Genomic DNA, 22,179 nt, shown 5'->3' with positions numbered 1-22,179 from the left:
TATGGCAGGTGTTATGAAAACGAGAGCAAAAAAAAGTCTTGAGGGATCTAATGGAAAATCACCGGCTATAAAAAGTTTGGATATTGACAGTTCTTCTAGCGATATTGAAATTTATGCAAAAGAGGTTTTAAATGCACTCATTGCAGATAATTTACCGCCTACTCCAAACAACTTTTCACTCTATTTTGACAGATTACTAGAAGATAAGAGTGAAAATCTTCGTAAACAGATCCATTCAATTTTAGAACTTGAAGAGAATAATGATGATGAAAGCACTATTCTTTTAGAACAAAACCTTAAACAGGGTTTCACTTCAATAAAAAGTATACTCACCGTTACTGCTAACCTTTATAAAAACATGTCTTTGATGACAAAAATTTTAGAAAAAAGAAAAAAAGAGCTTGAGAGTACACCAGAAGTCAAAGCAACATTGAATGTTATTGATATTTTAGAAGGGGATGTTTCCAAGCTTAATTCAATTCTGAAAACACAAAGTTCTCAAATGAAAACTATCTATGACGACACTGCCAAGATTGTTAAAAGTGTTGAGAATGAGACTATATTTGACAATAAATTCGGTGTTTACAATAAACGCTATCTGCTCACCAAAATTGAGCAGGAAATTGGGCTTATTAAAGAGTTTAATCATAAGAGTTCGCTTATTATGATAGAACTTTCCCGTGAGCTTAAAAAAAGTGTAAATAATGATAAAGCGATTTTGCTGATGACAAGAACAATCGCCAGACTTCTTTTAAAAACGTCAAGACGAAGCGATATAGTTGCTCATTATGGAAACGGTGTTTTTGCAATGCTGCTAAAGCATACAGATATAGAGAGTGCTAAAAAAGCAAGTGAAAGATTATGTGATTTGGTCTCAAACTCTAACTTCTTTTTGGCAGACAGAGAGATTCAGTTGAAAATTTCTATCGGTGTGACAAATATAGATTCTGAACATTCCGTTGAAGAGATAGTGGTAAGCGCAATGGACGGCATACAAAAAGCTTATGAGCAAAAAAGTATGAATTATGCCGTTTCATTAAGATCATAAGAACAGGAAATATTTTTAGAATATGAAGTTAAATATAGTTGAATACCCGGATAAAACATTAAGAAAAAAATCTTGTGAAGTCAAAGAATTTGATGCCTCTTTACATAAACTTTTAGATGCGATGAATCCATTAATGATAAATACAAACGGTATAGGACTCGCCGCAATTCAGGTTGCGTATCCAATTCGGGCACTTATTTTAAATGTCCCGGATGAAGACGGTGAGCAGCCTCCTGAAAACTTGCTTGAAATAATCAATCCGGTAATGACACATAAAAGCGGTGAGACAACTTACCAAGAGGGATGTTTGAGTGTTCCTCAATTTTATGAAGATATCAAACGTTATGATAATGTTGTTATAAACTATCAAGACAGATATGGCAATACGAAAACACTAGATGCAGATGGGCTTTTAGCTATAGCAATCCAGCATGAAATGGATCATTTAGAGGGGATACTTTTTATAGATAAACTCTCCTATGCTCGTCGTAAGAAGTTTGAAAAAGAGTATAAAAGAATGCAAAAAGAGAAGAAGCACGCTAAATAATATGACAAATTGTCATTTTATTCCTTACATCTAAAGTAATTAGCTACTATTGAACCAACTAAAAGAAGGTTGGTTCTATGAAAAAAGTTCGTTGTGCGACATATGAAGGAGTTGATGCCAAAGTTGTTGACGTAGAATCAACATTGACAAAAGGCTTACCATCATTTTCTATAGTAGGAATGGCCTCTACTGCTATTACAGAATCAAAAGAACGGGTAAAATCTGCACTTTTGAGCAATGAATTTTCATTTCCTCCTAAACGAATCACATTTCTACTCGCTCCATCTGAACTTGCAAAATCAGGTTCGCAGTTTGATTTAAGTATGGCAGTGCTTATACTTTTAAATGAGAGCGATGTTGATTTGAGCCGCTGGTTTGTATTTGGAGAATTAGGGCTTGACGGCAGTGTAAAAGAAAATATACAGCTCTACCCTTTGATACTTTCTCTTGCTAATCAAGGTCTGATATCTCAAGCAATAGTGCCTTTTGAATCACTTCAAAAGCTTTCCAAAATACCAAATGTTTCGTTTTATGGTGTAAAAAGTTTAAAAGAAGCAGTAGAAATACTCAAAAATCAAGAAACTGCATTGCCGAATATCAAACAAAGCGAGATTAATTACCCCCATTATGAAATTGATGCACAAAAATATTATTATGTTAAAGAGTATTCAGAAGACTTTATAGATGTAAAAGGGCAGGATGTTGCAAAAAGAGCAGCTTTAATAGCAGCGGCAGGATTTCATAATATAATTTTAGAAGGAAGTCCGGGATGCGGTAAAAGTATGATTGCAAACAGACTGCGTTATATTCTTCCTCCGATGACTGCGAGTGAAATTTTGGATGTGGCCAAGCTTGAAGTTTTAGAAGGGTATGAACCGGAATTTAAACCCCATAGAGCACTTAAAAACCCACATCACAGTTCGACTCCGGCAAGTATTTTCGGAGGTGGAAGCCACAAGGCTAAAATTGGTGAAGTAGGGCTTGCAAACAATGGAATATTGTTTTTTGATGAACTGCCGCATTTTTCAAAAGCTGTTCTCGAATCACTCAGAGAACCAATGCAGGATGCAAAAATAAGAATTTCCAGAGTAAATTCCAAAGTGGAATATCCAGCTAAGTTTTTGTTTGTAGGCGCTATGAATCCTTGTCCTTGCGGAAATTTACTAGATTTACATAAAGAGTGCAGATGCAGTGACTTAGAAATTCAAAAATACAAAAATCGCCTCTCAGAACCATTTTTAGACAGAATAGATTTAAATGTAGTAATGCAAAATGTAAATGCCAATGATTGTGCGAGTTTCTCATCCAAAGAGATGCATAAGATGGTAGTTGAAGCACATATTTTTTGCAAAAAACGCGGACAAAGAGAATTTAATGCGCACTTGCAGGACAAAGATTTAGATACTTTTTGTAGGATGGATAATGAATCTTATGAAACACTGCAGACGGCAATAGGCAGATTTTCACTTTCATTCAGAAGTATAAAGAAGATACAAAAAGTTGCTCGTACAATCGCAGATTTACATAAGTCGGAGCTTATTCAAAAAGAACACTTGCTTGAGGCACTCTCTTATAGAAGAAGATAAGTTAAGATATTTATATATCTTTTATTTTCATTCAGTTACAATAGTTACAATTAAGTGTCATTTATTATGGTCTGGCACTTACTTATATGTAAAAGAAATAAATTTTATTGAGGAGGAGGCAAGATGTATGACAGAAGAAGAAAATCAAAAATTTTACCAATACTATTTTTATTTTTACAAATTATTGCATTCTTAGTTGTAAGCTATCTTCTTTATCTTTTACTAATTGAAATGGGAGTATCTACGACTTTAGTGTTTGTAGATATTTTTTAAAAGGATAAGTAATCAAATTAATCTTATTGTCATGTATGAGCTTGTCTCTTTTTGGATTGAACGAAAACAATAATACTGCAAAGCGAGAAGCAGTAAAAGCGCCTGTACATCAGATGTCAGTTAAAGAGAGAAAAAAAAGATTTATAAAATTACTGGTGCCGACCGTGCGCAAGGTGCATGATGAACTGATGCAGAGGTATGAAAGAATTGCAAAATATATTCAAAATAAAACAAATACTCAAGAGATTGAATTATTGAAAAAAAAGTATAAGGCTAAAAGCGATGAAGATCTATTGGCACGATTAAAACCACATCCTGTCAGTATCACATTAGCTCAAGCAGCGATGGAAAGCTCATGGGCAACCTCAAGGTTTTTTAGGGAGGCAAATAATGTTTTTGGGATCTGGAGTTCAAATACAAATGAACCACGCATTGCTGCAGGTGAAAAAAGAGGTGGTAAACAAACTGTATGGTTAAGAAAATTTGATACGATTGAAGACTCAATACGTGCCTATTGTGAAATGATGGCTAAAGGAAAGGCATACAGTAAGTTCCGTCAACTACGTTTACTTTGCAATGACCCTTATAAAATAACTTCAGGTTTGGATAAGTACTCTGAAATGGGACCAGACTATATAAAAGTTCTTAATCAGATGATTAAATATAATAATTTTACTAAATATGATCATTAAAGAATCATTTTTAAATTTTGCTGTATAATAATTTAATATAACAAAAGGAGTTTATTATGCAACATACATTAGCGGCTTTACCTTATGACATGGATTCATTAGAACCTTTTTTAACCCAACAAACACTTTTTTATCATCATGAAAAACATCATGCAGGTTATATAAACAAACTTAATGCACTGATTACAGGTACTGAGTATGAAGAAATGAGTTTGGAATATATCATCACCCAGTCAGACGGTGCCATATTTAATAATGCTGCACAAACCTTTAATCATAACTTTTATTGGAACTGTCTCTCTCCTGTTGCAACCACGCCCTCAGATGCACTGCTTAGAAAAATTACAGAAGTTTTCGGCAGTATGGAAAAATTCAAAGAGGCATTTTTAAATGCCGCACTGACGAATTTCGGTTCAGGGTGGACATGGCTTGTACTTGATCAGCATGAACATTTAAAAATACTCAACACTTCCAATGCCCAAACACCAATAGCACACAATGAAATACCACTGCTTACATGTGATGTCTGGGAACATGCTTATTATCTTGATTATAAAAATGAAAGAGCAAAATATCTTGATGGTTTTTGGGAGCACATTAACTGGGAGAATGCTTCAAAAGTATTTGCAGATAAAGAGCATCTTAATACTATCGGCTTATATGCAATAGTGAACAACGATCCGGATGATTCAATGTCAGATTATTTGGATGAGCTGCAAAGAGCAGAAGAAATTAGTTCTTAACTTGCGAAAGTATTTTTTTGGCTACACATTATAATATGTAGCCTCAGGATGATAAACGACAAGAGCTGAAGTCGACTGCTCGGGATGAATCTGAAATGTTTCACTCAGTTCAATACCAAACTCTTCAGGTTTTAAAAGATCAAACAGCGGGCGGTTGAGTTCCAAATCAGGGCAAGCGGCATACCCAAATGAGTAACGGCTTCCCTGATACCTGTTCATACGTACATCACCAAGCGTGTTGCCTTCATCTTTTGCAATGTTTAAATCGAGTCTAATCTGCTTGTGTGCAATTTCTGCAAGAGCTTCAGCGAGTTCAACCCCGAGTCCATGAAATTGGTAATACTCTGTATAATCGCCTCTCTCATATATTTCACGTTCAGCATCGCTTATTTTATTTCCGGCACTTACACAGGTAAGTGCAACTACATCATGCCTGTCATTATGAAAGAAATCGCTCAGTGCACGGTGCGGCTTCTTCCTCTGGCGAGGGAAGGTAAAGACCTCTTCAGCACGTCCTATTATATGTTCAAGCGGCTCACGGTTAACATCTTCTTCTGTAAACCAGCCCTCATTTTCAGGGAAAACAAGCAAAGATGTGTTGTCACTTCTACACGGCCAGTAGCCGTAAAGAATTGTCGGCTCAAAAAGTTTTTCTTCAATAAAACGTTTTTTGAGTTTTTCATAGGCAGGCCAGACGACTTCATCGAGTTGTTTTTGGTAAGCCTCTTTGCTCATGCCTTTTGAAGAGTATCCCCATCGAGATTTGAAAAGCAGTTTATGATTTATCCACTTAAAGGCCATTTCAATTTGCTGTTGTGTCAGTTTAATTTCACGTCTTCCCCAAAATGGAGGTGTTGGTACAGGTACATCACGTGAAGGCATTTTTATTTCAGACAAAGGAGGAATAGTATACTCTTTGACTTCTTTGCGTTGTATTTCAGGTGCATCAGGATGCAGGTTTGTGTCAAAGTTACCGGCTTCTATACGGCTCATAGCGGTTACTCCGTCAAAAGCATCTTTACAGTAAAAAATAGGACCATCATACGCAGGACGACAAAAATCATCTATAAAAGCTTTAGTCAGGGCAGCTCCACCTAAAAGAACGGGAATTTTAATTCCTTTTTCCTGCAGGATATTTAAGTTTTCAAGCATAACCTGTGTTGATTTGACTAAAAGACCGCTCATTCCAAGTGCCTGCGCATTGGACTTTTCAAGTGTCTCCAAGAAGCTGTCAAGTTCTACTTTTATCCCAAGATTGATAACTTTATATCCGTTGTTAGAAAGAATAATATCGACAAGGTTTTTCCCGACATCATGTACATCTCCTTTAACGGTTCCCAGCACAAGTGTCGTGTCTGTCTCTTTTTCAACTTTTGGCAGATAGGGGTTGAGATGGTCTACCGCTTTTTTCATAGTTTCGGCAGACTGCAAAACAAAAGGGAGCTGCATTTGTCCTGAACCGAAAAGCTCACCGACAACTTTCATAGCATCAATTAAAATTTCATTAACTATTTTCTGGGGAGCTATTTTATGACGCGCTTCTTCCACAAGAGGAATCATTCTGTCTTTGTCTCCATCCATCAAAAGTTTTGCAATTTTCTCTTCATTGCTCATTTTGAGGTATTCTTCATCTACGGCATTATTGTCCACAGCTTCTTTGGATGAAAAGTGCTCAATAAAGGTAAAAAGTGCTTCCCCGTTTGGTTTGCGGTTAAAAATCAAATCATCACAAATTTTCTGATCTTTTTTAGGAATCTTATTTAATGGAATGATGTGCTTTACATTAATGATAACTGAAGTAAGTCCCGCCTCAACACAATGATGTAAAAACATAGAATTAAGATAAGGTCTTGCATCTTTATCAAGTCCAAACGAGATGTTAGAGAGTCCTAAAATAGCGCCTACTTCAGGGTGCTTTTGACGAAGCTGGCGAATTGCCTCAATGGTATTGATACCTGCATTAAAATATTCTTCATCTCCAGAACCGAGTGTAAAGGTTAAAACATCAAAAACTAAATCTTCTTTTTTGATACCATGGCGGTTGGTCGCAAGATCGATAATACGTTCTGCTACTTTGATTTTGTCTTCAACGGTTTTTGCCATACCTTTTTCATCAATGGTCAGACAAACAAGACTTGCACCGTATTTTTTGGCTAATTGACAAACAGCATCAAATTTCGGCTCGCCGTCTTCAAGATTTACAGAGTTTAAAATCGGTTTGCCTCCGATATGTTTAAGTGCAGTTTCAAGCCCTTTTGTCTGGGTAGAATCAGGCATAAGCGGCAGGGCAATTTTTTGGGCATACATTGCCATTACTTCTGTCATGTCTTTTGTTTCATCACGCCCCGCAAAACCGACATTTACATCAAGTACATGTGCTCCTGCACGAACTTGCTGCTGAGCAACAGAGAGCGTGCCTTCATAATTTTCTGCAAGGAGAAGTTCTCTAAACGCTTTTGAACCGGTTGCATTTGAACGCTCACCGACAAGCAGAGGTGCAGGTTGCTGCATAAGCGGTACCGTATTAAAAAGTGAAGCAATAGAGTTTTGTTGTGAGCCCGAAGGTATTTTTGGTGCAATAGCTGTGACTTTGTCAACAAGCGCTCGAATATGCTGCGGGGTTGTTCCGCAGCAGCCGCCTAAAAAGCTCACACCGTCATATGCTAAAAATTTTTCTTGCTGTACGACAAACTCATCAGGTCCCATCGGATAGTAAGTATAGCCTCCACGGTTTTGCGGTAGACCCGCGTTTGCATGAACGCTAATCGGCTTGCCCCAAAGTTCACTTAGGGTTTTTACGTGTTTGAGTACCTGTTCGGGTCCTGTTCCGCAGTTAAATCCAAGGGAGAGGATGTCAAAGGGTTCCATAATGGTTGCAATTGTTTCAGCATCCGTTCCGATAAGCATTGTTCCGCTGAGTTCAATTGTAACGGAAACCATGATAGGAATCTCTACCTCTTTTTGTCTGCAGGCTTCCTGTATGGCATGCAGAGCAGCCTTTATTTGAAGCGGATCCTGGGCAGTTTCAATGAGAAAAACATCAACACCACCGTCAATAAGAGCAAGACAAAATTCAGTATATCCTGCATACATCTCATCATAAGTGATATGTCCAAGTGATGGAAGTTTGGTTCCCGGTCCTATGGAACCAAGACAAAAACGGGGATGCTCAGGTGTTGAAAAAGCTTCACACTGTTTTTTTACAAGCTCAGCTCCGGCACGTGTCAGCTCATAGGCACGGTCGGCAATGTTGTATTCATCTAAAACCCAAGAGAATGAACCAAAGGTGTTTGTGGTGATGAAATCGGCTCCGGCATTAAGGTAGGCATGAAATATTTCATTCATTATCTCAGGAGCTGTCACATTGAGCAATTCGTTACAACCTTCATTCCCTTCCCATGCTTCTTTTGGAATTTTATCATCACGTTGTTGTAACTGCGTACCCATGGCACCATCTATAATCAGTGGACGTTTTTTAATAGTTTCTAAGATGTATTGTTTTGTTGTCATAAGATTAAATCTTTTTTATTTAAATGTTTTATTATTTTAGCATTATTGGATATAAAATTTGCTGTATTGGAGGTGTCAATTTCACTTTTTAAGTTAAATATTTAATAAATTGACGAAATAATAGTAATATATATTGACTTTAATCGTCAAATAAGTGTATAATGACGATTAAAATCAATAATAAGAGAGGTTTAACCGTTAAATGACAGTCGTCTATATACGCCCAGATAAGAATTTTTTATCTGCTCATGAACAATTACAGTATATAAATTCTTATGCAGTAGCAAAAAATCTTGTTATAGATGATGAATTTGTAGATTATACATCACAAAATAAGCGTTTAGACGAGCGTACGAATGTGACGTCTTATTTTCAATCAAAAGAAGAAGCAACGCTATTAATATATGATGTTTGGGTTTTAACAACAAACATGGAAGATTTGATTCAGATGATGAGTTGTTTGTTGAAAAATAAATATACAGTACATATTATAAAACACTCTGTTATAATTTCACAAGAGAGTAGTGCAATGTTGATTTTAGGGCTTATGGATCAGTTGCGTCAAAAATTAAAAAATGATGCAAAACGGATGATAGGCAGGCCAAAAGGCAGTAGGTCAAATTCTAAATTTGATGTTTATTTAAATGAAATAATAGAGTATATTAGAGAGAAAAAAAGTGTGAGTGAAATGGCACGTCTTTTAAATGTAAGCAGAAGTTCTCTCAAAGATTATATTGAATCCAGAGAATTAAAACAGGTGGCTTTTGGTTCATTGATTACACATACACAAAAAGATGCAGAAGAACAGGTTATCAACACAATAATCTGTCCAAATTAATTTATAGGAGAAAAATAGATGAGCAAAGAAAAAAAAGGTATAGAAATACCTACACCGTGGAGAATAAAAAGATATTATGTGTATGCACTAGCGACAATTGTTGCTTTAGGGCTTCCATGGATACATATTAATGGGCATCAGTTTTTTATGCTTAGTTTTGATAAGATGAAACTAGATCTTGCTTTTGTACAGTTTGATATGCAAGAGTTGTATTTGATGCCGTTTTTGTTGATGCTGCTTTTTATAACTATTTTTGGTATGACTGTTATGGGTGGTCGTGTATTTTGTGGATGGGTTTGTCCGCAGACTGTGTTTCGCGTCATTTATCGTGACTTGATTGAAACAAAACTTTTGCATTTACGTAAACGTATCGGGAACAAACAGCAAGAACCGGACATGTCTAAACCTGAGAATAAGGTGAAAAAATTTATTGCTATTTTAATTTGGACAGTATTAGCGCTTATTGCGGGAGCTGACTTTATGTGGTATTTCATTCCGCCAGATACTTTCTTCCAATATTTAAGTAATCCTGGCGAGCATATGACAATGATAGGCTTTGTTCTTGGTATTGCAGCTTTCCTGATTTATGATATTGTGTTTTTAAAGGAGAACTTCTGTATTTATGTTTGTCCTTACTCTCGTGTCCAATCGGTACTCTATGATGAACATACTGTTATGGCTCTTTATGATGAACATCGTGGTGGAAAAATCTATACAGATGATGAACATGGCGGACATAAAAAACTTGTTACAAAACAAAAAGAGTTACAGGCGATAGACCCAAATGCGGAATGTACGACTTGTGAGAAATGTGTAACAGTTTGCCCAACACATATTGATATTAGACAAGGCCTTCAGCTTGAGTGTATTAACTGTTTGGAATGTGTTGATGCCTGTACAACTGTTATGGGTAAACTTGGGAAACCTTCTCTTGTTACATGGTCCAGTGATTATGAAATAGTTGAGAGAAAAGGAAAAACAAAATATTTCCGTCCAAAAATCATAGCTTATATGATTTTACTTGTAGGTCTCATGTTCGCACTTGGATATATGAGTACAACAAAAGAGCATATGCTTTTAAATATTAATAAAGAGACGAGACTCTACTCTGTAAAACATCCTTCAGAAAATAAATTTGTAGTTGAGAACTCTTATGTTTTCTTATTACAAAATACTGAGAGTAAACCGATGAAATTTTTCTTTGAAGTTATTCCTCCAAAAGGTATGGAAGGTAAAATTCAAATTGTAAAACCGTCAAAACCATTTAGAGTCGTACCTAATGTGAAGAAGAAAAAAATTGTAACATTGAGAACGACAGAAATGTTGGCTGATGACAAAAGAAAAGATACGATTATTCCTATTAATATTCATGCTTATGCATTGGATAAAGACGGGAAACCAAGTAAAATAATCTCTGTGTTAAGACATACAATTTTTGTCTTCCCTAAAGAAAGTATTCTACTTAACGCCAAATAGGTTCAATAAAAAATCACACAATAAGAGTGTGGTTTTTTATCATATTCCTCACAAATAAACAAATAATTTTCCCCTCAGCATAAAAATTTGCTATAATTCGCCTCTATTTACAAATTTAAAATCAAAGGTAATAATTTATGGCATTTTCTAAAGAAAATAGACAAGGTACTATTTACGGTATCATCTTTGTTGCGATTTTTGCAGCTGCTGCAACTTCAATAGCACAAATATCATTCGTCAAATCACTTGGCATCTCTCCTCTTGTAATTGGTATAGTATTGGGTATTTTTTATGCAAATACACTGCATAATCATATCCCCAGTGCATGGGGTACAGGTATCACATTTTCCGGTAAAAAGATACTTCGTTTTGCAATTGTTTTTTACGGATTCCGTATAACATTTCAGCAGATTATGGATGTTGGACTCAGTGGTTTTACCGTCTCACTAATTATGCTCTCAACAACTTTTTTACTCGGTACATATCTGGGAGTAAAAGCGTTTAAAATGGACAGGGATACATCAATGCTTACTGCAGCAGGTGCTTCTGTTTGTGGCGCGGCGGCAGTTTTGGCGACAGAACCTGTTTTAAAAGCTGAAGGTTATAAGACTGCGGTAGCGGTTTCAATGGTTGTTCTTTTTGGTACTATTTCAATGTTTTTGTATCCTGTTCTTTATGCATCAATCATTGAGCCTGCAACTGGGTTTTTACATATGACGCCAGAGCAGTTTGGTATTTATACAGGTGGTACAATCCATGAGGTTGCACAGGTTGTAGCTGTTCCTGCTTCAGTTCCTGGTGCTCCTGAAGTAATGGCAAACTCTGCTGTGATTGTTAAAATGACACGTGTTATTATGATTGCACCAATGCTGATTATTTTAGGTATTTATCTTTCTATGCAGGCTAAAAAAACTGGAAAAGCAGGCGATAAATTACAACTTGTGATTCCTTGGTTCGCTGTATATTTCATAGGAATGGCTGGATTTAACTCTCTTGATCTGGTACCCCATGCAATTGTAGGAACAATCAACCAAATTGATACTTTCCTTTTAACAATGGCAATGACAGCACTTGGAATGGGAACAATATTTTCTAAGTTTAAAGGGCTTGGTCTTGCACCGCTTTATACTGCCGGTGTGATGTTTGCTTGGTTAGTTGTGGGTGGTTTTGTTGTGACTAAATTTGTAACTGGTGCTCTGTAGCAGCCTTTACAGATTTGCCAATTAAACTTCTTAATAAAACTATTTAAAAAGATATTATATAATATTTATACTAGTTTGTAAGGAGTTTAATTTTGTCACATCTTCCAAATACATTAAACTCTTTTTGGCTTTGGAAAGAAGTTTATGCAAAACTTGGGATTTCAAATCCTGCCTATAAATATTGGAAAAATACTCCAACTCTAAAACTTAATAATAAATATGTTTTTATTCAAAAACAGACACTTCCAGAAAAACATGAGTATGTTGAAGAAATTTTAACAGATCTTTCAGGCTATTTGCCGATAAAATATGCGTCAGACCGGTTACATGTAAATGAACATCTGTTCGTCAGTGAAAAAATGAAACTGCATACAGAGTTTGAATATAAGTTTGTCGAAGATGTCAAGTTTGTCAATATAAAAAAGTTTTTTCGAGAATATGGTATTAAAGTAAATAAAAATTCTATTGTGCAGTTGGGCAGGATGAAAGATTTGGAAATATCTGCAGATGCAACTTTTTATAATTTGAAAAATGATTACGGATTGGTGGTATACAACTAATGAATACATTTTTTATAGAGTTTCGAGACCCTCTATTCTCAATTATAATCTTTTTTACGATTATATTTATTATTACTTTTTTTTCTTATTGGTGGGGAAGATATAAGAGAAAAGAAGACTCTAAGCATATAAGTAAATTTTTGCAACAATTTCGTACATTACCCTCTCATGATGAACTGAAAGTTTTGATATCTAGCGGAGGATTGTCAGAAAAATCGTGGCTGTTGCTGGCTAATTCATATTATAAAAATGGTGATTATGAAAAAAGTATAGAAATATACAATGAAATTCTCAACGTCGGCAATAAAAAAAATGCCAGAGAAACTATGTTTTTACTTGGGAAAACATACTTTAAAGCAGGGTTTTTAGAGCGTTCCAAACATGTTTTTTTAGAAATTTTGAAAAAAAATCCTCGTACACCAGAGGCATTACATTATCTGCTTCTTGTTTATGAATATATAAAAGATTATAAGTCTGCGCTTGATGTACTTGAACCATTGGACGAACTTAACGAAGAAATTATGCTTGAAAGTGCTTATCTGCATGCTTTGAATTGTCTTGAATCGCAAAGTTTAACAAAAGAGGAAAAAGCACAAAAACTTTTGGAAATTTATAAAAACTCCAATCACCTTGTATATTTAGTGTTTGATTATCTCTTTAAAGTGGATACTAAACTTGCATGGGAAAATATTGATAGTTCAAAAAGTGATCTTTTGACGGAACTCTTCTGGAGATGTGATTCAAAAGATTTGAATTTAGATATAATTACAAATAATGGCTATTTGCGAGAACTTTATACCGCAAGAGGTGATGTCAAACTTGTGAATGACAGTAGAATATTTGAGCTTGATGTACTTATAAAGCTTGAAGGCAAGTCAAATGCAACGCTTAGTTTTGAATATGTGTGTGACAACTGCAAAGGGACATATCCGTTTGCTTTTAATCGCTGCAGTTCATGTCATGCAATAGACTCAGCTAGAGTAGAATATAGTTTAAGTAAGGACTATGGTAAGGAATTTAGTGAAGAAAATAACTCTTTTCAGTGACGGCAGCGCTTTGGGAAATCCCGGTCCTGGCGGATATGGTGTAATATTACGTTATGGTGACAGTGAAAAAGAACTTTCAGGTTCAGAGTTGCATACAACGAATAACAGGATGGAACTCAAAGGTGCTATAGAAGGGCTTCGCGCTTTAAAAGAACCTTGTGAAGTCGATATAATTTCTGACTCTTCTTATGTTGTTAAAGGGATTAATGAGTGGCTGAAGAACTGGATTAAAAGAGATTTTAAAAAAGTAAAAAATCCTGATTTGTGGAAAGAGTACATAGAAGTGGCAAAACCACATAAAATTCATGCTATCTGGGTTAGAGGGCATGATGGACATGAAGAAAATGAAAGATGTGATATTTTAGCCAAAGAGGCAGCTCAAAAAGCTAAAGTAGCATTAACAGAGGGAGGATGAGGTACTTATGCATAAAAATATAAAGACGCTAGAAGAAAAATTGGGATATGAGTTTAAAGATAAAAAGCTCATTATCGAAGCGCTGACACATAAAAGTTATAAACAGCCCTACGATAATGAGCGATTGGAATTCTTGGGAGATGCCGTACTGGATCTTGTTGTAGGGGAATATCTTTTTAGAAAATTTCGTACATCGGATGAAGGAAAGCTTTCAAAAATCAGAGCGTCACTGGTAAATGAAACAGGCTTCGATAAATTGGCACGTGCTTTGCATTTGGGTGATTATATATTGCTTTCCAATGCTGAAGACAATAATGGCGGACGTGAAAAATCCTCACTCTTATCAAATGCTTTTGAAGCAATAATGGGTGCGGTATATTTAGAAGCAGGTTTAGGAGAAGTACAAAGAATAGCTATTGATTTGATAGAGAAAAATCATGAAGAGATTTCCCTTGATTCTTTGTTCCGTGACTTTAAAACAACGCTTCAGGAACTCACACAGGCACGTTTTGGAATTACACCGGAATATAAAGTTTTAGCTTCGAGAGGCCCTGATCATCAAAAAGAATTTGAAGTGGGTGTATTTATTGAAGATAAAGAATATGCCAGAGCAAATGGTAAAAGTAAAAAAATAGCACAGCAAGAGGCAGCCAGAGTCGCAGTTGAGTTGCTCAATAAGGAAAAACAATGAACAGTTTTGGCATGAAATTACGATTTTCGACATTTGGAGAATCTCATGGGAAGGCATTGGGTTGTCTTTTAGACGGTGTTCCTGCCGGATTGAGCATTGATGAGGAATATATTCAAAGTGAGCTTGACAGAAGAAAACCCGGTAAGAGTGAATTTGAAACAGCCAGAAAAGAAGCTGATAAAGTTGAAATTTTAAGCGGTGTGTTTGAGGGAAAGAGTACCGGTACACCGATTGCCATGGTTATATATAATACAAACCAAAAATCACGAGACTATACAAACATTAAAGATGTTTTTCGTCCCGGACATGCAGATTTTACATACTTTCATAAATACGGTATACGTGATTATAGAGGTGGAGGACGAAGTTCTGCACGAGAAACAGCGGCAAGAGTAGCAGCAGGAGCTATTGCAAAGTTAATGCTTCAAGAGCTTGGTGTAACGGTGTTGAGTGGTATAAGTGAAGTTGCAGGCATACACTCAGAGAATTTTGATTATGAGCATGCTAAAAACAGTATTATATATGCACTTGATAAAGATAAAGAAGAAGCACAAAAAGAAGCAATACTCAAAGCTAAAAATGAGCATGATTCTGTTGGTGGTGTTTCTCGCGTTGTAATAAAAGGTGCGCCGATAGGTTTAGGACAACCGCTCTATTATAAATTAGATGGAGTGTTAGCAGATGCTATGATGGGAATTAATGCTGTAAAAGCTGTAGAGATTGGAGACGGTGTACTGAGTTCAAAGGTGCATGGTTCTCAAAACAATGATCAAATTAGAGCAAAAGGGTTCGAATCAAATCATTCAGGTGGAATACTTGGTGGCATTAGCAATGGAGAAGATATTGTTTTGAATGTCTATTTTAAACCTACACCTTCTATATTTAAAGAGCAGCATACTGTAACGACAGAGAATGAAGAAGTTGATTTTTCACTCAAAGGCAGACATGATCCTTGTGTTGCAGTTCGTGGAACAGTGGTATGTGAGTCTATGGCAGCATTAGTTATTGCAGATATGCTGCTGTTAAATATGGGTTCTACAATGGATGGAGTTTTAAAATATTATAATTAAGGCACTCCATTTCCCTAATTATTACTTCTTTTGTATATAATGTTATTAGATTTTATTATAGGAGTTTTTTTGAATCTTAAACGTTTTTTATTAGAATATGGAGAAAAAGTTCCCGGTTTTGATGTCACAGTCATTAATGAACGAGAAGCAAGAGCAGCTGCAGGTATACTTTTTGCATTAGGCATGATGGTTATCTTTGTGGGCATCGGATACAATCATATTATCGTTGCACGTGTGTATTTGGCTTTTATGTTCATAGATTTTACGGCGCGTATGATAAGCCCTCATTATTCACCTTCTTTACTTCTGGGAAAGTTTGTTGTTCGTAATCAAAAACCGGAATATGTCGGCGGCTTACAAAAGCGATTTGCATGGACACTCGGCTGGCTTGTTTCATTGCCGATGATGTGGTGGTTTGTTCTACATTGGGAAATTACTTTTTATAAAGTTATGGTTTGTGTACTGTGTCTCAGTTTGATGTTTTTAGAAGCAGCATTTGCCATCTGTGTAGGCTGTATGATTTATAAAATGATTCTTAGAGAAGCTCCTGAGCATTGTCCCGGTGGAGCCTGCGAAATACGCCAGCGTGAACGGATTCAGACCTTTAACCTTATTCAAAGTTTTATAGGCATCATCACTATTGTTGCACTTGCAAGCGGGGTCTATCTCTTTTTAGCTAAAACAGAATCAAAAACATTTTTTGGTCAATTTTTACATGAAGCAGTATTAACAAAAGCTGCACTGAAGCAAGAAGAAGAGGAAAAATATAAAAGAGAAACAGAAAAAGAATTTGATAATGATGACTTTTAGATTCTTTGAAATGAAAAAGTAGGCTTTTGCCTACTCTGTCATCTCTTTAAGAATGTCAACAATTATTCCCTCAGCCTCTTTTAACGGCTTAATAGATTCTTGATCTGTAATATCAAGCGTGGTAATCCAGTTATCAACACCCAAAAATCCCATATGCATTAGTTTCTCATCTTTTTTCTTGTAAAGATAGAATGAGCACGGAGCCCAGGCACCGGCTTCAGGGTGAAGTTTAGATACAGGGTAGATTACATCAAATTTACAGATAGAGTATGTGTGAAAAAAATCATATGCATGGTAATCATGATCATCAAAAATTTCTTCTTGAACATTTGTGTAGTTTGGAAGTAAGAAACCTAACGGCTCCAATTCACCCTCAAATTCTGCTTCAAAATCTTCTATGAAATCTTCCATAGGAACATCACTGTCTACTTCTGCAGTCATATCAATTGCAAATGATTTCTTTGGAAATTTTACAGTATGATGTAAATCTTTAAAGTGGCCATTTGGCATTGCTTTTTTAAGTGCTGTTGTAATAAGTGCTGCATAAGCAATTAAATCCGGATTATTCTTGGGAACACCTGTAGCTCTTGACATACCGTTAATTGTCAAGGTTGATACATTCATGCTGCCGTCGTTATCTTCCCAGATAGACATTGTCAAAGGAGTCAATGCGCCAAATTTAGGATATTTTTTTATAATTTTATATGTAATGTTATTATTTACATACATTGCAAGATTATAAACTTTATAGTGAACTTTACCAAATCTTGTTTTGAACGGCTTGTTCATGTCATTATTTCCAGGAACACTTAGTCCTGTCGCATCAAACGCAGCCTCTATTGTTTTTGTAGTGACTTTACCGTCTTTGTTAGAAGTTGTAAATACCTGAATATCTTGAGGTTTTTTAGGCTTAGCAGGTGCTGAATATGCACCGTTACAGCCAACTATTGACAGAGCTACCAGCGCAGCCATTACTAATGTGTATATTTTTTTCACATCGTCTCCTTGAATTTAGAACTTATATTGTGTAACTTTATCATTATTTTTATATAAATAATATTAATAATTTCATATACTTACTGCATCTCCAACTTTAATAATTGAAGGACCACTTATAATTTTTGCAAATATACCTCTGTCATTTTTTAGCAGTTTTGGCAGTTTAGCGTTGATTGCAGAAAGACCCTTGCAGAGTGTGCAGTTTTGAGTTATTTCTAAAGTAGTATCTCCTATAATTAGTCTATCTCCGGTGTTTAAGTGATAAGGATTAATGTCTATTAAAATATTTTCACCCAATGCACCATCTGGTAAATTTATATTTTTATCAGATGCCATATTATAGCTTTGCAAAGAGGTAATTAAAATAGCTCTTTGATCATTTTTATTATAAAATTTGTCATTTAGAATTCCATTTTCATCGGCATTTATATGAGGGGTATTCATTCTTGTTTTATCTTTATCACTTTTTGTGGTGAATAATTTTAGAACTTTACCTTGCACGTTTTTTTTCATCTATTTTTGCTCATTATTTGTATTTGTTGTAGTTGTTATGCTGTTATAAAAAATTGAGAGTGTAGGGGCCAATGCGTTGATTGACCCCTAAAAAAGAGGGTAAAATTATTTGATTTTACCTTTACCTTTATAAGTTTTACCTTTAAGGTCAGTTGCTACCATTTCAACTTTATCACCTTTTTGACCAATTCCTTTAAATTGAAATTTGAAAATAGGATTTTTAGATAAGAATTGTGAAGTTGACATATCAAGTACAGTTTCACCATTTAGTGTAGCACTTAAATGAGTAATGAAGTTTGCATTATCTCTGCTACCAGTTTTTTTCTCTGCCATATTGTAAGTCATCATTTCATGTTTAACCATTGCTTTAACTTTAACAACACCGCCTTTTAATTTTGCTTTTACTTTAATACCAGCCATTTTATTTCCTTAATATTTTATTTGTTAATTATTGAAAATGGGAAGGAATTAACCTTCACATCCACCAAGAGCAACATCTAGAGTTTTCTTAGCTCCGTAAAGCTTACCGTCATTGCCTTGTGCAACGATTGTGATAGTACCAGACTTAGCCATTTTAATTTTAATAGAATATTTATTTACACTATATTTAGTCGGCTCAACTACAAGTACAGCAGCTTCAGGATTTGCATCTTGAAATACTGCTATAGTCTTAACATCTAAATCAGTTGAAAAATCAACAGGAATAGCACCACCATTACTTGCAACATCAGGAGCAGTTAATTTAACCCCTTCCATAACTAAAGTATCTGAACCATACATGGCTTTTATTGCATCATCTACAGTCTTTGCACTCCATACAGCAGGCTTGCTTTTTCTAAAGTCTTCTGCTCTTACGCTTGCAGGTACAACAGCTAAAGCAAGTGCACCTAAAGTCATACTTAAAAATTTTCTTCTTTCCATTTTGTTATCCTTTTAAATTATTTACTTTGGTTGACAATATAATCAACAACTGATTTAAATTCATTATCACTTAATGATGAACCGCCTTTAGCCGGCATACCCGCTTCAGTACCTTTGATACCTGCAGCATATACTTTATCCATGCCTTTAGCTGTTAAAGCAGCCCAACCGGCTTTATCTCCAGGAGCTGGAGCTGCACCGGTATCGTGACACATTGCACAATTATCAGCATAAGCTTTCTCAGCATCAAAATTAGCACTGTCTTTTTTCTCTTTTGGTAAATCTCTTACTTCAGACAACGGCGGATGGAAGTCACTGATTCCAGCACCTTTAATGAATGACACTTTAGCAGTTGGTTCTTGACAATCTTTCATACATCTTGATGCAGGATTTTTTACATCATATGTTTGTCCACCAAAATTTTTAGCATTTGAATAATATTTACGAATATTTTCAGGAGCATTTGGACCGGCAATATTCGGTTCAAATCCATTTTCATTCGGCATTTTGATTTTTAAGAATTTTTTACGATTAAGCACATACTCATCATCAACTTCAACACCGTCAATTTCCATCTCATTAGCATTTAAAATATAAGCTACCAAAGCATATACTTCATCATCAGTTAAACTATCTGTTTGCGGATGCGGCATGGCATCTTTAATATACCACCATAAAGTACTGGCTTTTGGCCAATATGTACCAAAAACACGTACCGGACCATCAGTGTCAGGCTTGATTCTTTGGTTTGTTAATGTTTTATGCAGTTCATAAGCATTTCCTTTTGATAGTGATGGGTATCCGCCACCGCCAGAACCGAAGTCCCCATGGCACATTACACATTTTGCTTCATAAACTTCTTCGCCATCTTCAACAGAACCTTCACCTTCAGGTAAGCCTTCCCCGCTTGCCATAACATCAGAGTTCCATTCGTCATACTCCGCTTTAGTAGGAGTACGACCAAAGTTAATTATCCCGTTATGTGCTTTTTCATTTACATAGTAAGTACCAAATTTCCCATTAGCAACGCTATATGTCACACCACCATCAATAGAAGCTTTTAATGGAGTGTTTGAAGCTTTTGGAGAAGCACTTTCCATACATGCCGAGAGTCCTAAAGATAATGCAGCAGCTGCAGAGATTGATATTAATAATTTTTTATTTATTTTAAACATTATTATGCCTTCCCTTCGATTATTAACTCACCGTTTACTTTGCGTCCTAATTGAGAACGAACTTCAACATGAGTTACTTTTCCGTCTTTTTCAACTTTCCATGTTTCAACTGCATTTCTATGATACACAGCTTCTACACCAACAACAAGAGTTTCTTGATCAATGGTCGGCTGAATATAACCTGCATCATCCATAGCACGAGAAGTAAGAAGAAGTTCCTGACCTTTTTTATAGGTATGTACATAGCTCCAGCGAGTCCAACATTTCGGAAGAACTAAACCTTTGAGTTTGGCTTCTACGTAGTTTTTACCGCCGTCAAATGATAAATCAACTCCTGTAATAGTTCCCATCCCGGACCAGGCAAGACCTTCTATCTCGACAGTCTCACCATCTTTTAAATCAGTCCAGTCAATTTCCGGAGAAGGTGAAACAACAGTTGAGTTCACTTCATTCGCATAGAAGTGTTGGATAGCTTTTCCTGTAGGCTTAAGAACTGTATATTTAGAAGTCTCTTCTTTACAGTACCAAGGTTCACTGGCAAAGTCTAAACGGCGCAGCCATTTAACACATAAGTTTCCTTCCCATCCCGGAACTAAAAGACGTATAGGATAACCTTGTTCCGGACGCAGTGCTTCACCATTCTGTCCCCAAACTATCATAGCATCATCTAAAACTTTTTCCATAGGAATACTCCTTCCCATTTTAGATGAATCACCGCCCTCTGCCAACATCCATATAGCTTCAGGTTTAATCCCTAAGTTTTTTATAATGTCTTTAATATAAACACCTGTCCACTCTGCACAAGACATAAAACCTTTTGCAAACTGTAAGGAGTTATATTGTGGACCTCTCCACTCTTGTCCACCATTTGCAGGACACTCAATAAAGTGAGTACGAGTTACAGTAGGGTAACGCATAAGCTCTTTCATTGTTAGTACAAGCGGCTTTTCAAGCAAACCGCTAAGCATGAGTCTGTGTTCATTTGGATCAATGTGTGCTACACCGCCATGACAACGGCTGAAGAAGAGACCATTTGGTGTTATGATACCTTTTGACTCTTGAATAGGTGTTACAGCAATAGAAGCTCTAAAGTTACCCGAAGCCAGAAGCTTTGTATATCGTCTTGTTACGTTATGTTCATATTTTGACGGTATGCCGTATAAATTTTTGGTAACCGGGTCACCCCATGTTGTTCCCCATGGTGTAGGCTTTAATATGGCTGTTTGACCCGCTTCCTCTGATGCCAGCAGAGATGTTCCAGCAAGTGCAGTTACAGATAATGCAGCTGTTTTTCTGAAAAAGTCTCTTCTGCCAATACTTGTGTTTTCTGCATCATTCGCTGCAGAATCCAAGTCTTGTTGAGATTTTTTTATATCCACAATGTTCTCCTTTGTAAATTGTCGTTTCTTTAGTTTTAATATTTTACCAGTCTTTGCTAATACAAGTTATTATTAAATTGTATTATGCCATTTTATGCTTAATTACAAATATATAGCAAAGGTTATTATACAAAAAAATGAGATAAAAATGTGATATTGTCTCCTAAAATAAGCGAATTGGTTACTTATTGAAACACTATTTATTTATAACTATAAGTAATATTTCTTTAAGTAATTTTTTAAATAATCTAGGCTTATTTTATTTGAAAAAATTATTTTTCTACAATTCCTAGAATAAGATAAACATTATTTTCTTTGTCAAAAAGGAAAGGGATTTTAAAACCTTGATGATCCACATCTCTAATATTTTCATCATCAAAATAGATAGATTTTTTATATTTTTGTGCTTTTGTCGGTATATTTATAATAACAGTGTCTAAATACATCTTAAAATTCTTTGTAGCGGAAAAATCTTCCTGTGCAAACTTTTTTAAAATTTGCTTTAGCTGATTTTCGAACACATCGGTACATAACATTTGCATTATTTTGCCTGTGCCTCTAGCCATTTTGCAAGCTCTTGTGTGCATGGATAGAACTCTTTAACAGAGTTCTTCTCCTTTTTGTACTGCTCTAAAGCCTTCTGTATTGCTTTTTTTGCATCTTCATTAATGTTTTGCATTGTTTA

At 35.6% G+C, this 22,179-nt stretch carries 24 protein-coding genes; 15 read left to right on the top strand and 9 right to left on the bottom strand.

The window, feature by feature from the left end; translation table 11 throughout:
• Nucleotide 1: 1 nt before the first annotated feature.
• From SAUT_RS10710 to SAUT_RS10690, 6 genes are all read left to right on the top strand, one after another.
• The gene (locus SAUT_RS10710; RefSeq protein WP_013327912.1) at nt 2-1,048 is read left to right on the top strand and encodes a GGDEF domain-containing protein; all 1,047 of its coding nucleotides are present in this window, start codon (nt 2-4) and stop codon (nt 1,046-1,048) included.
• Nucleotides 1,049-1,070: 22 nt separating this feature from the next.
• A complete protein-coding gene (def, locus tag SAUT_RS10705) occupies nt 1,071-1,595 on the top strand; it encodes a peptide deformylase (RefSeq protein WP_013327911.1) in 525 nt (174 codons plus the stop codon).
• Nucleotides 1,596-1,672: 77 nt separating this feature from the next.
• Complete coding sequence (locus SAUT_RS10700; protein WP_013327910.1) at nt 1,673-3,181, top strand: YifB family Mg chelatase-like AAA ATPase; 1,509 nt, start codon at nt 1,673-1,675, stop codon at nt 3,179-3,181.
• Between the two features lie 123 nt (nt 3,182-3,304).
• Nucleotides 3,305-3,454, top strand: a complete 150-nt coding sequence (locus SAUT_RS11410; protein ID WP_013327909.1) for a hypothetical protein — start codon at nt 3,305-3,307, stop codon at nt 3,452-3,454.
• 35 nt (nt 3,455-3,489) lie between these two features.
• Nucleotides 3,490-4,146, top strand: coding sequence for a glucosaminidase domain-containing protein (locus tag SAUT_RS10695; RefSeq protein ID WP_013327908.1), 657 nt, complete (start codon nt 3,490-3,492; stop codon nt 4,144-4,146).
• A gap of 56 nt (nt 4,147-4,202) precedes the next feature.
• Entirely contained in the window at nt 4,203-4,889 is a 687-nt protein-coding gene (locus SAUT_RS10690) for a superoxide dismutase (RefSeq protein WP_013327907.1), read from the top strand.
• Between the two features lie 21 nt (nt 4,890-4,910).
• Here SAUT_RS10690 and metH read toward each other — a convergent pair whose 3' ends face one another.
• The gene (gene metH, locus SAUT_RS10685) at nt 4,911-8,399 is read right to left on the bottom strand and encodes a methionine synthase (RefSeq protein WP_013327906.1); all 3,489 of its coding nucleotides are present in this window, start codon (nt 8,397-8,399) and stop codon (nt 4,911-4,913) included.
• Nucleotides 8,400-8,601: 202 nt separating this feature from the next.
• Here metH and SAUT_RS10680 point away from each other — a divergent pair, with 202 nt between their 5' ends.
• The 9 genes from SAUT_RS10680 to SAUT_RS10640 all read left to right on the top strand — a co-directional run bounded on the left by SAUT_RS10680 (nt 8,602) and on the right by SAUT_RS10640 (nt 16,507).
• Nucleotides 8,602-9,237, top strand: coding sequence for a recombinase family protein (locus SAUT_RS10680; RefSeq protein WP_013327905.1), 636 nt, complete (start codon nt 8,602-8,604; stop codon nt 9,235-9,237).
• 18 nt (nt 9,238-9,255) lie between these two features.
• Entirely contained in the window at nt 9,256-10,713 is a 1,458-nt protein-coding gene (gene ccoG, locus SAUT_RS10675; RefSeq protein WP_013327904.1) for a cytochrome c oxidase accessory protein CcoG, read from the top strand.
• Nucleotides 10,714-10,850: 137 nt separating this feature from the next.
• Nucleotides 10,851-11,915, top strand: a complete 1,065-nt coding sequence (locus SAUT_RS10670) for a YeiH family protein (protein WP_013327903.1) — start codon at nt 10,851-10,853, stop codon at nt 11,913-11,915.
• A gap of 92 nt (nt 11,916-12,007) precedes the next feature.
• Nucleotides 12,008-12,475, top strand: coding sequence for a hypothetical protein (locus SAUT_RS10665; RefSeq protein WP_013327902.1), 468 nt, complete (start codon nt 12,008-12,010; stop codon nt 12,473-12,475).
• The gene (locus SAUT_RS10660; RefSeq protein WP_013327901.1) at nt 12,475-13,521 is read left to right on the top strand and encodes a tetratricopeptide repeat protein; all 1,047 of its coding nucleotides are present in this window, start codon (nt 12,475-12,477) and stop codon (nt 13,519-13,521) included. The genes SAUT_RS10665 and SAUT_RS10660 overlap by 1 nt, the downstream gene beginning before the upstream one ends.
• Complete coding sequence (gene rnhA, locus SAUT_RS10655) at nt 13,496-13,936, top strand: ribonuclease HI (protein WP_013327900.1); 441 nt, start codon at nt 13,496-13,498, stop codon at nt 13,934-13,936. Before SAUT_RS10660 ends, rnhA begins: the two co-directional genes overlap by 26 nt.
• Before the next feature lie 7 nt (nt 13,937-13,943).
• Nucleotides 13,944-14,627: a ribonuclease III gene (gene rnc / locus SAUT_RS10650; protein WP_013327899.1), complete on the top strand. Its 684-nt coding sequence runs from the start codon at nt 13,944-13,946 to the stop codon at nt 14,625-14,627.
• Entirely contained in the window at nt 14,624-15,697 is a 1,074-nt protein-coding gene (aroC, locus tag SAUT_RS10645; protein WP_013327898.1) for a chorismate synthase, read from the top strand. Before rnc ends, aroC begins: the two co-directional genes overlap by 4 nt.
• 69 nt (nt 15,698-15,766) lie before the next feature.
• Nucleotides 15,767-16,507: a DUF4395 domain-containing protein gene (locus tag SAUT_RS10640; RefSeq protein ID WP_013327897.1), complete on the top strand. Its 741-nt coding sequence runs from the start codon at nt 15,767-15,769 to the stop codon at nt 16,505-16,507.
• A 30-nt stretch (nt 16,508-16,537) separates the two neighbouring features.
• Here SAUT_RS10640 and SAUT_RS10635 read toward each other — a convergent pair whose 3' ends face one another.
• From SAUT_RS10635 to SAUT_RS11405, 8 genes are all read right to left on the bottom strand, one after another.
• Complete coding sequence (locus SAUT_RS10635; RefSeq protein WP_013327896.1) at nt 16,538-17,503, bottom strand: DUF302 domain-containing protein; 966 nt, start codon at nt 17,501-17,503, stop codon at nt 16,538-16,540.
• Between the two features lie 72 nt (nt 17,504-17,575).
• Entirely contained in the window at nt 17,576-18,019 is a 444-nt protein-coding gene (locus SAUT_RS10630) for an MOSC domain-containing protein (RefSeq protein ID WP_013327895.1), read from the bottom strand.
• A 105-nt stretch (nt 18,020-18,124) separates the two neighbouring features.
• Nucleotides 18,125-18,439 carry a thiosulfate oxidation carrier complex protein SoxZ gene (gene soxZ / locus SAUT_RS10625; RefSeq protein ID WP_013327894.1) on the bottom strand — a complete coding sequence of 105 codons (315 nt, stop codon included), beginning with the start codon at nt 18,437-18,439 and terminating at the stop codon, nt 18,125-18,127.
• 48 nt (nt 18,440-18,487) lie between these two features.
• Nucleotides 18,488-18,940, bottom strand: a complete 453-nt coding sequence (locus SAUT_RS10620; protein WP_013327893.1) for a thiosulfate oxidation carrier protein SoxY — start codon at nt 18,938-18,940, stop codon at nt 18,488-18,490.
• A gap of 17 nt (nt 18,941-18,957) precedes the next feature.
• Nucleotides 18,958-20,115, bottom strand: a complete 1,158-nt coding sequence (locus SAUT_RS10615; RefSeq protein ID WP_013327892.1) for a c-type cytochrome — start codon at nt 20,113-20,115, stop codon at nt 18,958-18,960.
• Nucleotides 20,116-20,117: 2 nt separating this feature from the next.
• Complete coding sequence (soxC, locus tag SAUT_RS10610) at nt 20,118-21,494, bottom strand: sulfite dehydrogenase (protein WP_013327891.1); 1,377 nt, start codon at nt 21,492-21,494, stop codon at nt 20,118-20,120.
• 272 nt (nt 21,495-21,766) lie between these two features.
• Nucleotides 21,767-22,036 carry a hypothetical protein gene (locus SAUT_RS10605; RefSeq protein WP_013327890.1) on the bottom strand — a complete coding sequence of 90 codons (270 nt, stop codon included), beginning with the start codon at nt 22,034-22,036 and terminating at the stop codon, nt 21,767-21,769.
• Nucleotides 22,036-22,173, bottom strand: a complete 138-nt coding sequence (locus tag SAUT_RS11405; RefSeq protein ID WP_013327889.1) for a hypothetical protein — start codon at nt 22,171-22,173, stop codon at nt 22,036-22,038. The genes SAUT_RS10605 and SAUT_RS11405 overlap by 1 nt, the downstream gene beginning before the upstream one ends.
• Nucleotides 22,174-22,179: the final 6 nt, after the last annotated feature.

Source organism: Sulfurimonas autotrophica DSM 16294, assembly GCF_000147355.1.
In the GTDB taxonomy this organism is placed as follows: Bacteria; Campylobacterota; Campylobacteria; order Campylobacterales; family Sulfurimonadaceae; genus Sulfurimonas; species Sulfurimonas autotrophica.
The sequence above is the reverse complement of the archived record's forward strand: the minus strand, read 5'-3'. Positions and strand labels throughout refer to the sequence as shown.

Bases quoted from the DNA above. Each gene is read 5' to 3' on its own strand.
- SAUT_RS10710 (WP_013327912.1), top strand. From the start codon at position 2: ATGGCAGGTGTTATGAAAACGAGAGCAAAAAAAAGTCTTGAGGGATCT.
- def (WP_013327911.1), top strand. From the start codon at position 1,071: ATGAAGTTAAATATAGTTGAATACCCGGATAAAACATTAAGAAAAAAA.
- SAUT_RS10700 (WP_013327910.1), top strand. From the start codon at position 1,673: ATGAAAAAAGTTCGTTGTGCGACATATGAAGGAGTTGATGCCAAAGTT.
- SAUT_RS11410 (WP_013327909.1), top strand. From the start codon at position 3,305: ATGTATGACAGAAGAAGAAAATCAAAAATTTTACCAATACTATTTTTA.
- SAUT_RS10695 (WP_013327908.1), top strand. From the start codon at position 3,490: ATGAGCTTGTCTCTTTTTGGATTGAACGAAAACAATAATACTGCAAAG.
- SAUT_RS10690 (WP_013327907.1), top strand. From the start codon at position 4,203: ATGCAACATACATTAGCGGCTTTACCTTATGACATGGATTCATTAGAA.
- metH (WP_013327906.1), bottom strand. From the start codon at position 8,399: ATGACAACAAAACAATACATCTTAGAAACTATTAAAAAACGTCCACTG.
- SAUT_RS10680 (WP_013327905.1), top strand. From the start codon at position 8,602: ATGACAGTCGTCTATATACGCCCAGATAAGAATTTTTTATCTGCTCAT.
- ccoG (WP_013327904.1), top strand. From the start codon at position 9,256: ATGAGCAAAGAAAAAAAAGGTATAGAAATACCTACACCGTGGAGAATA.
- SAUT_RS10670 (WP_013327903.1), top strand. From the start codon at position 10,851: ATGGCATTTTCTAAAGAAAATAGACAAGGTACTATTTACGGTATCATC.
- SAUT_RS10660 (WP_013327901.1), top strand. From the start codon at position 12,475: ATGAATACATTTTTTATAGAGTTTCGAGACCCTCTATTCTCAATTATA.
- rnc (WP_013327899.1), top strand. From the start codon at position 13,944: ATGCATAAAAATATAAAGACGCTAGAAGAAAAATTGGGATATGAGTTT.
- aroC (WP_013327898.1), top strand. From the start codon at position 14,624: ATGAACAGTTTTGGCATGAAATTACGATTTTCGACATTTGGAGAATCT.
- SAUT_RS10630 (WP_013327895.1), bottom strand. From the start codon at position 18,019: ATGAAAAAAAACGTGCAAGGTAAAGTTCTAAAATTATTCACCACAAAA.
- soxZ (WP_013327894.1), bottom strand. From the start codon at position 18,439: ATGGCTGGTATTAAAGTAAAAGCAAAATTAAAAGGCGGTGTTGTTAAA.
- SAUT_RS10620 (WP_013327893.1), bottom strand. From the start codon at position 18,940: ATGGAAAGAAGAAAATTTTTAAGTATGACTTTAGGTGCACTTGCTTTA.
- SAUT_RS10615 (WP_013327892.1), bottom strand. From the start codon at position 20,115: ATGTTTAAAATAAATAAAAAATTATTAATATCAATCTCTGCAGCTGCT.
- SAUT_RS10605 (WP_013327890.1), bottom strand. From the start codon at position 22,036: ATGCAAATGTTATGTACCGATGTGTTCGAAAATCAGCTAAAGCAAATT.
- SAUT_RS11405 (WP_013327889.1), bottom strand. From the start codon at position 22,173: ATGCAAAACATTAATGAAGATGCAAAAAAAGCAATACAGAAGGCTTTA.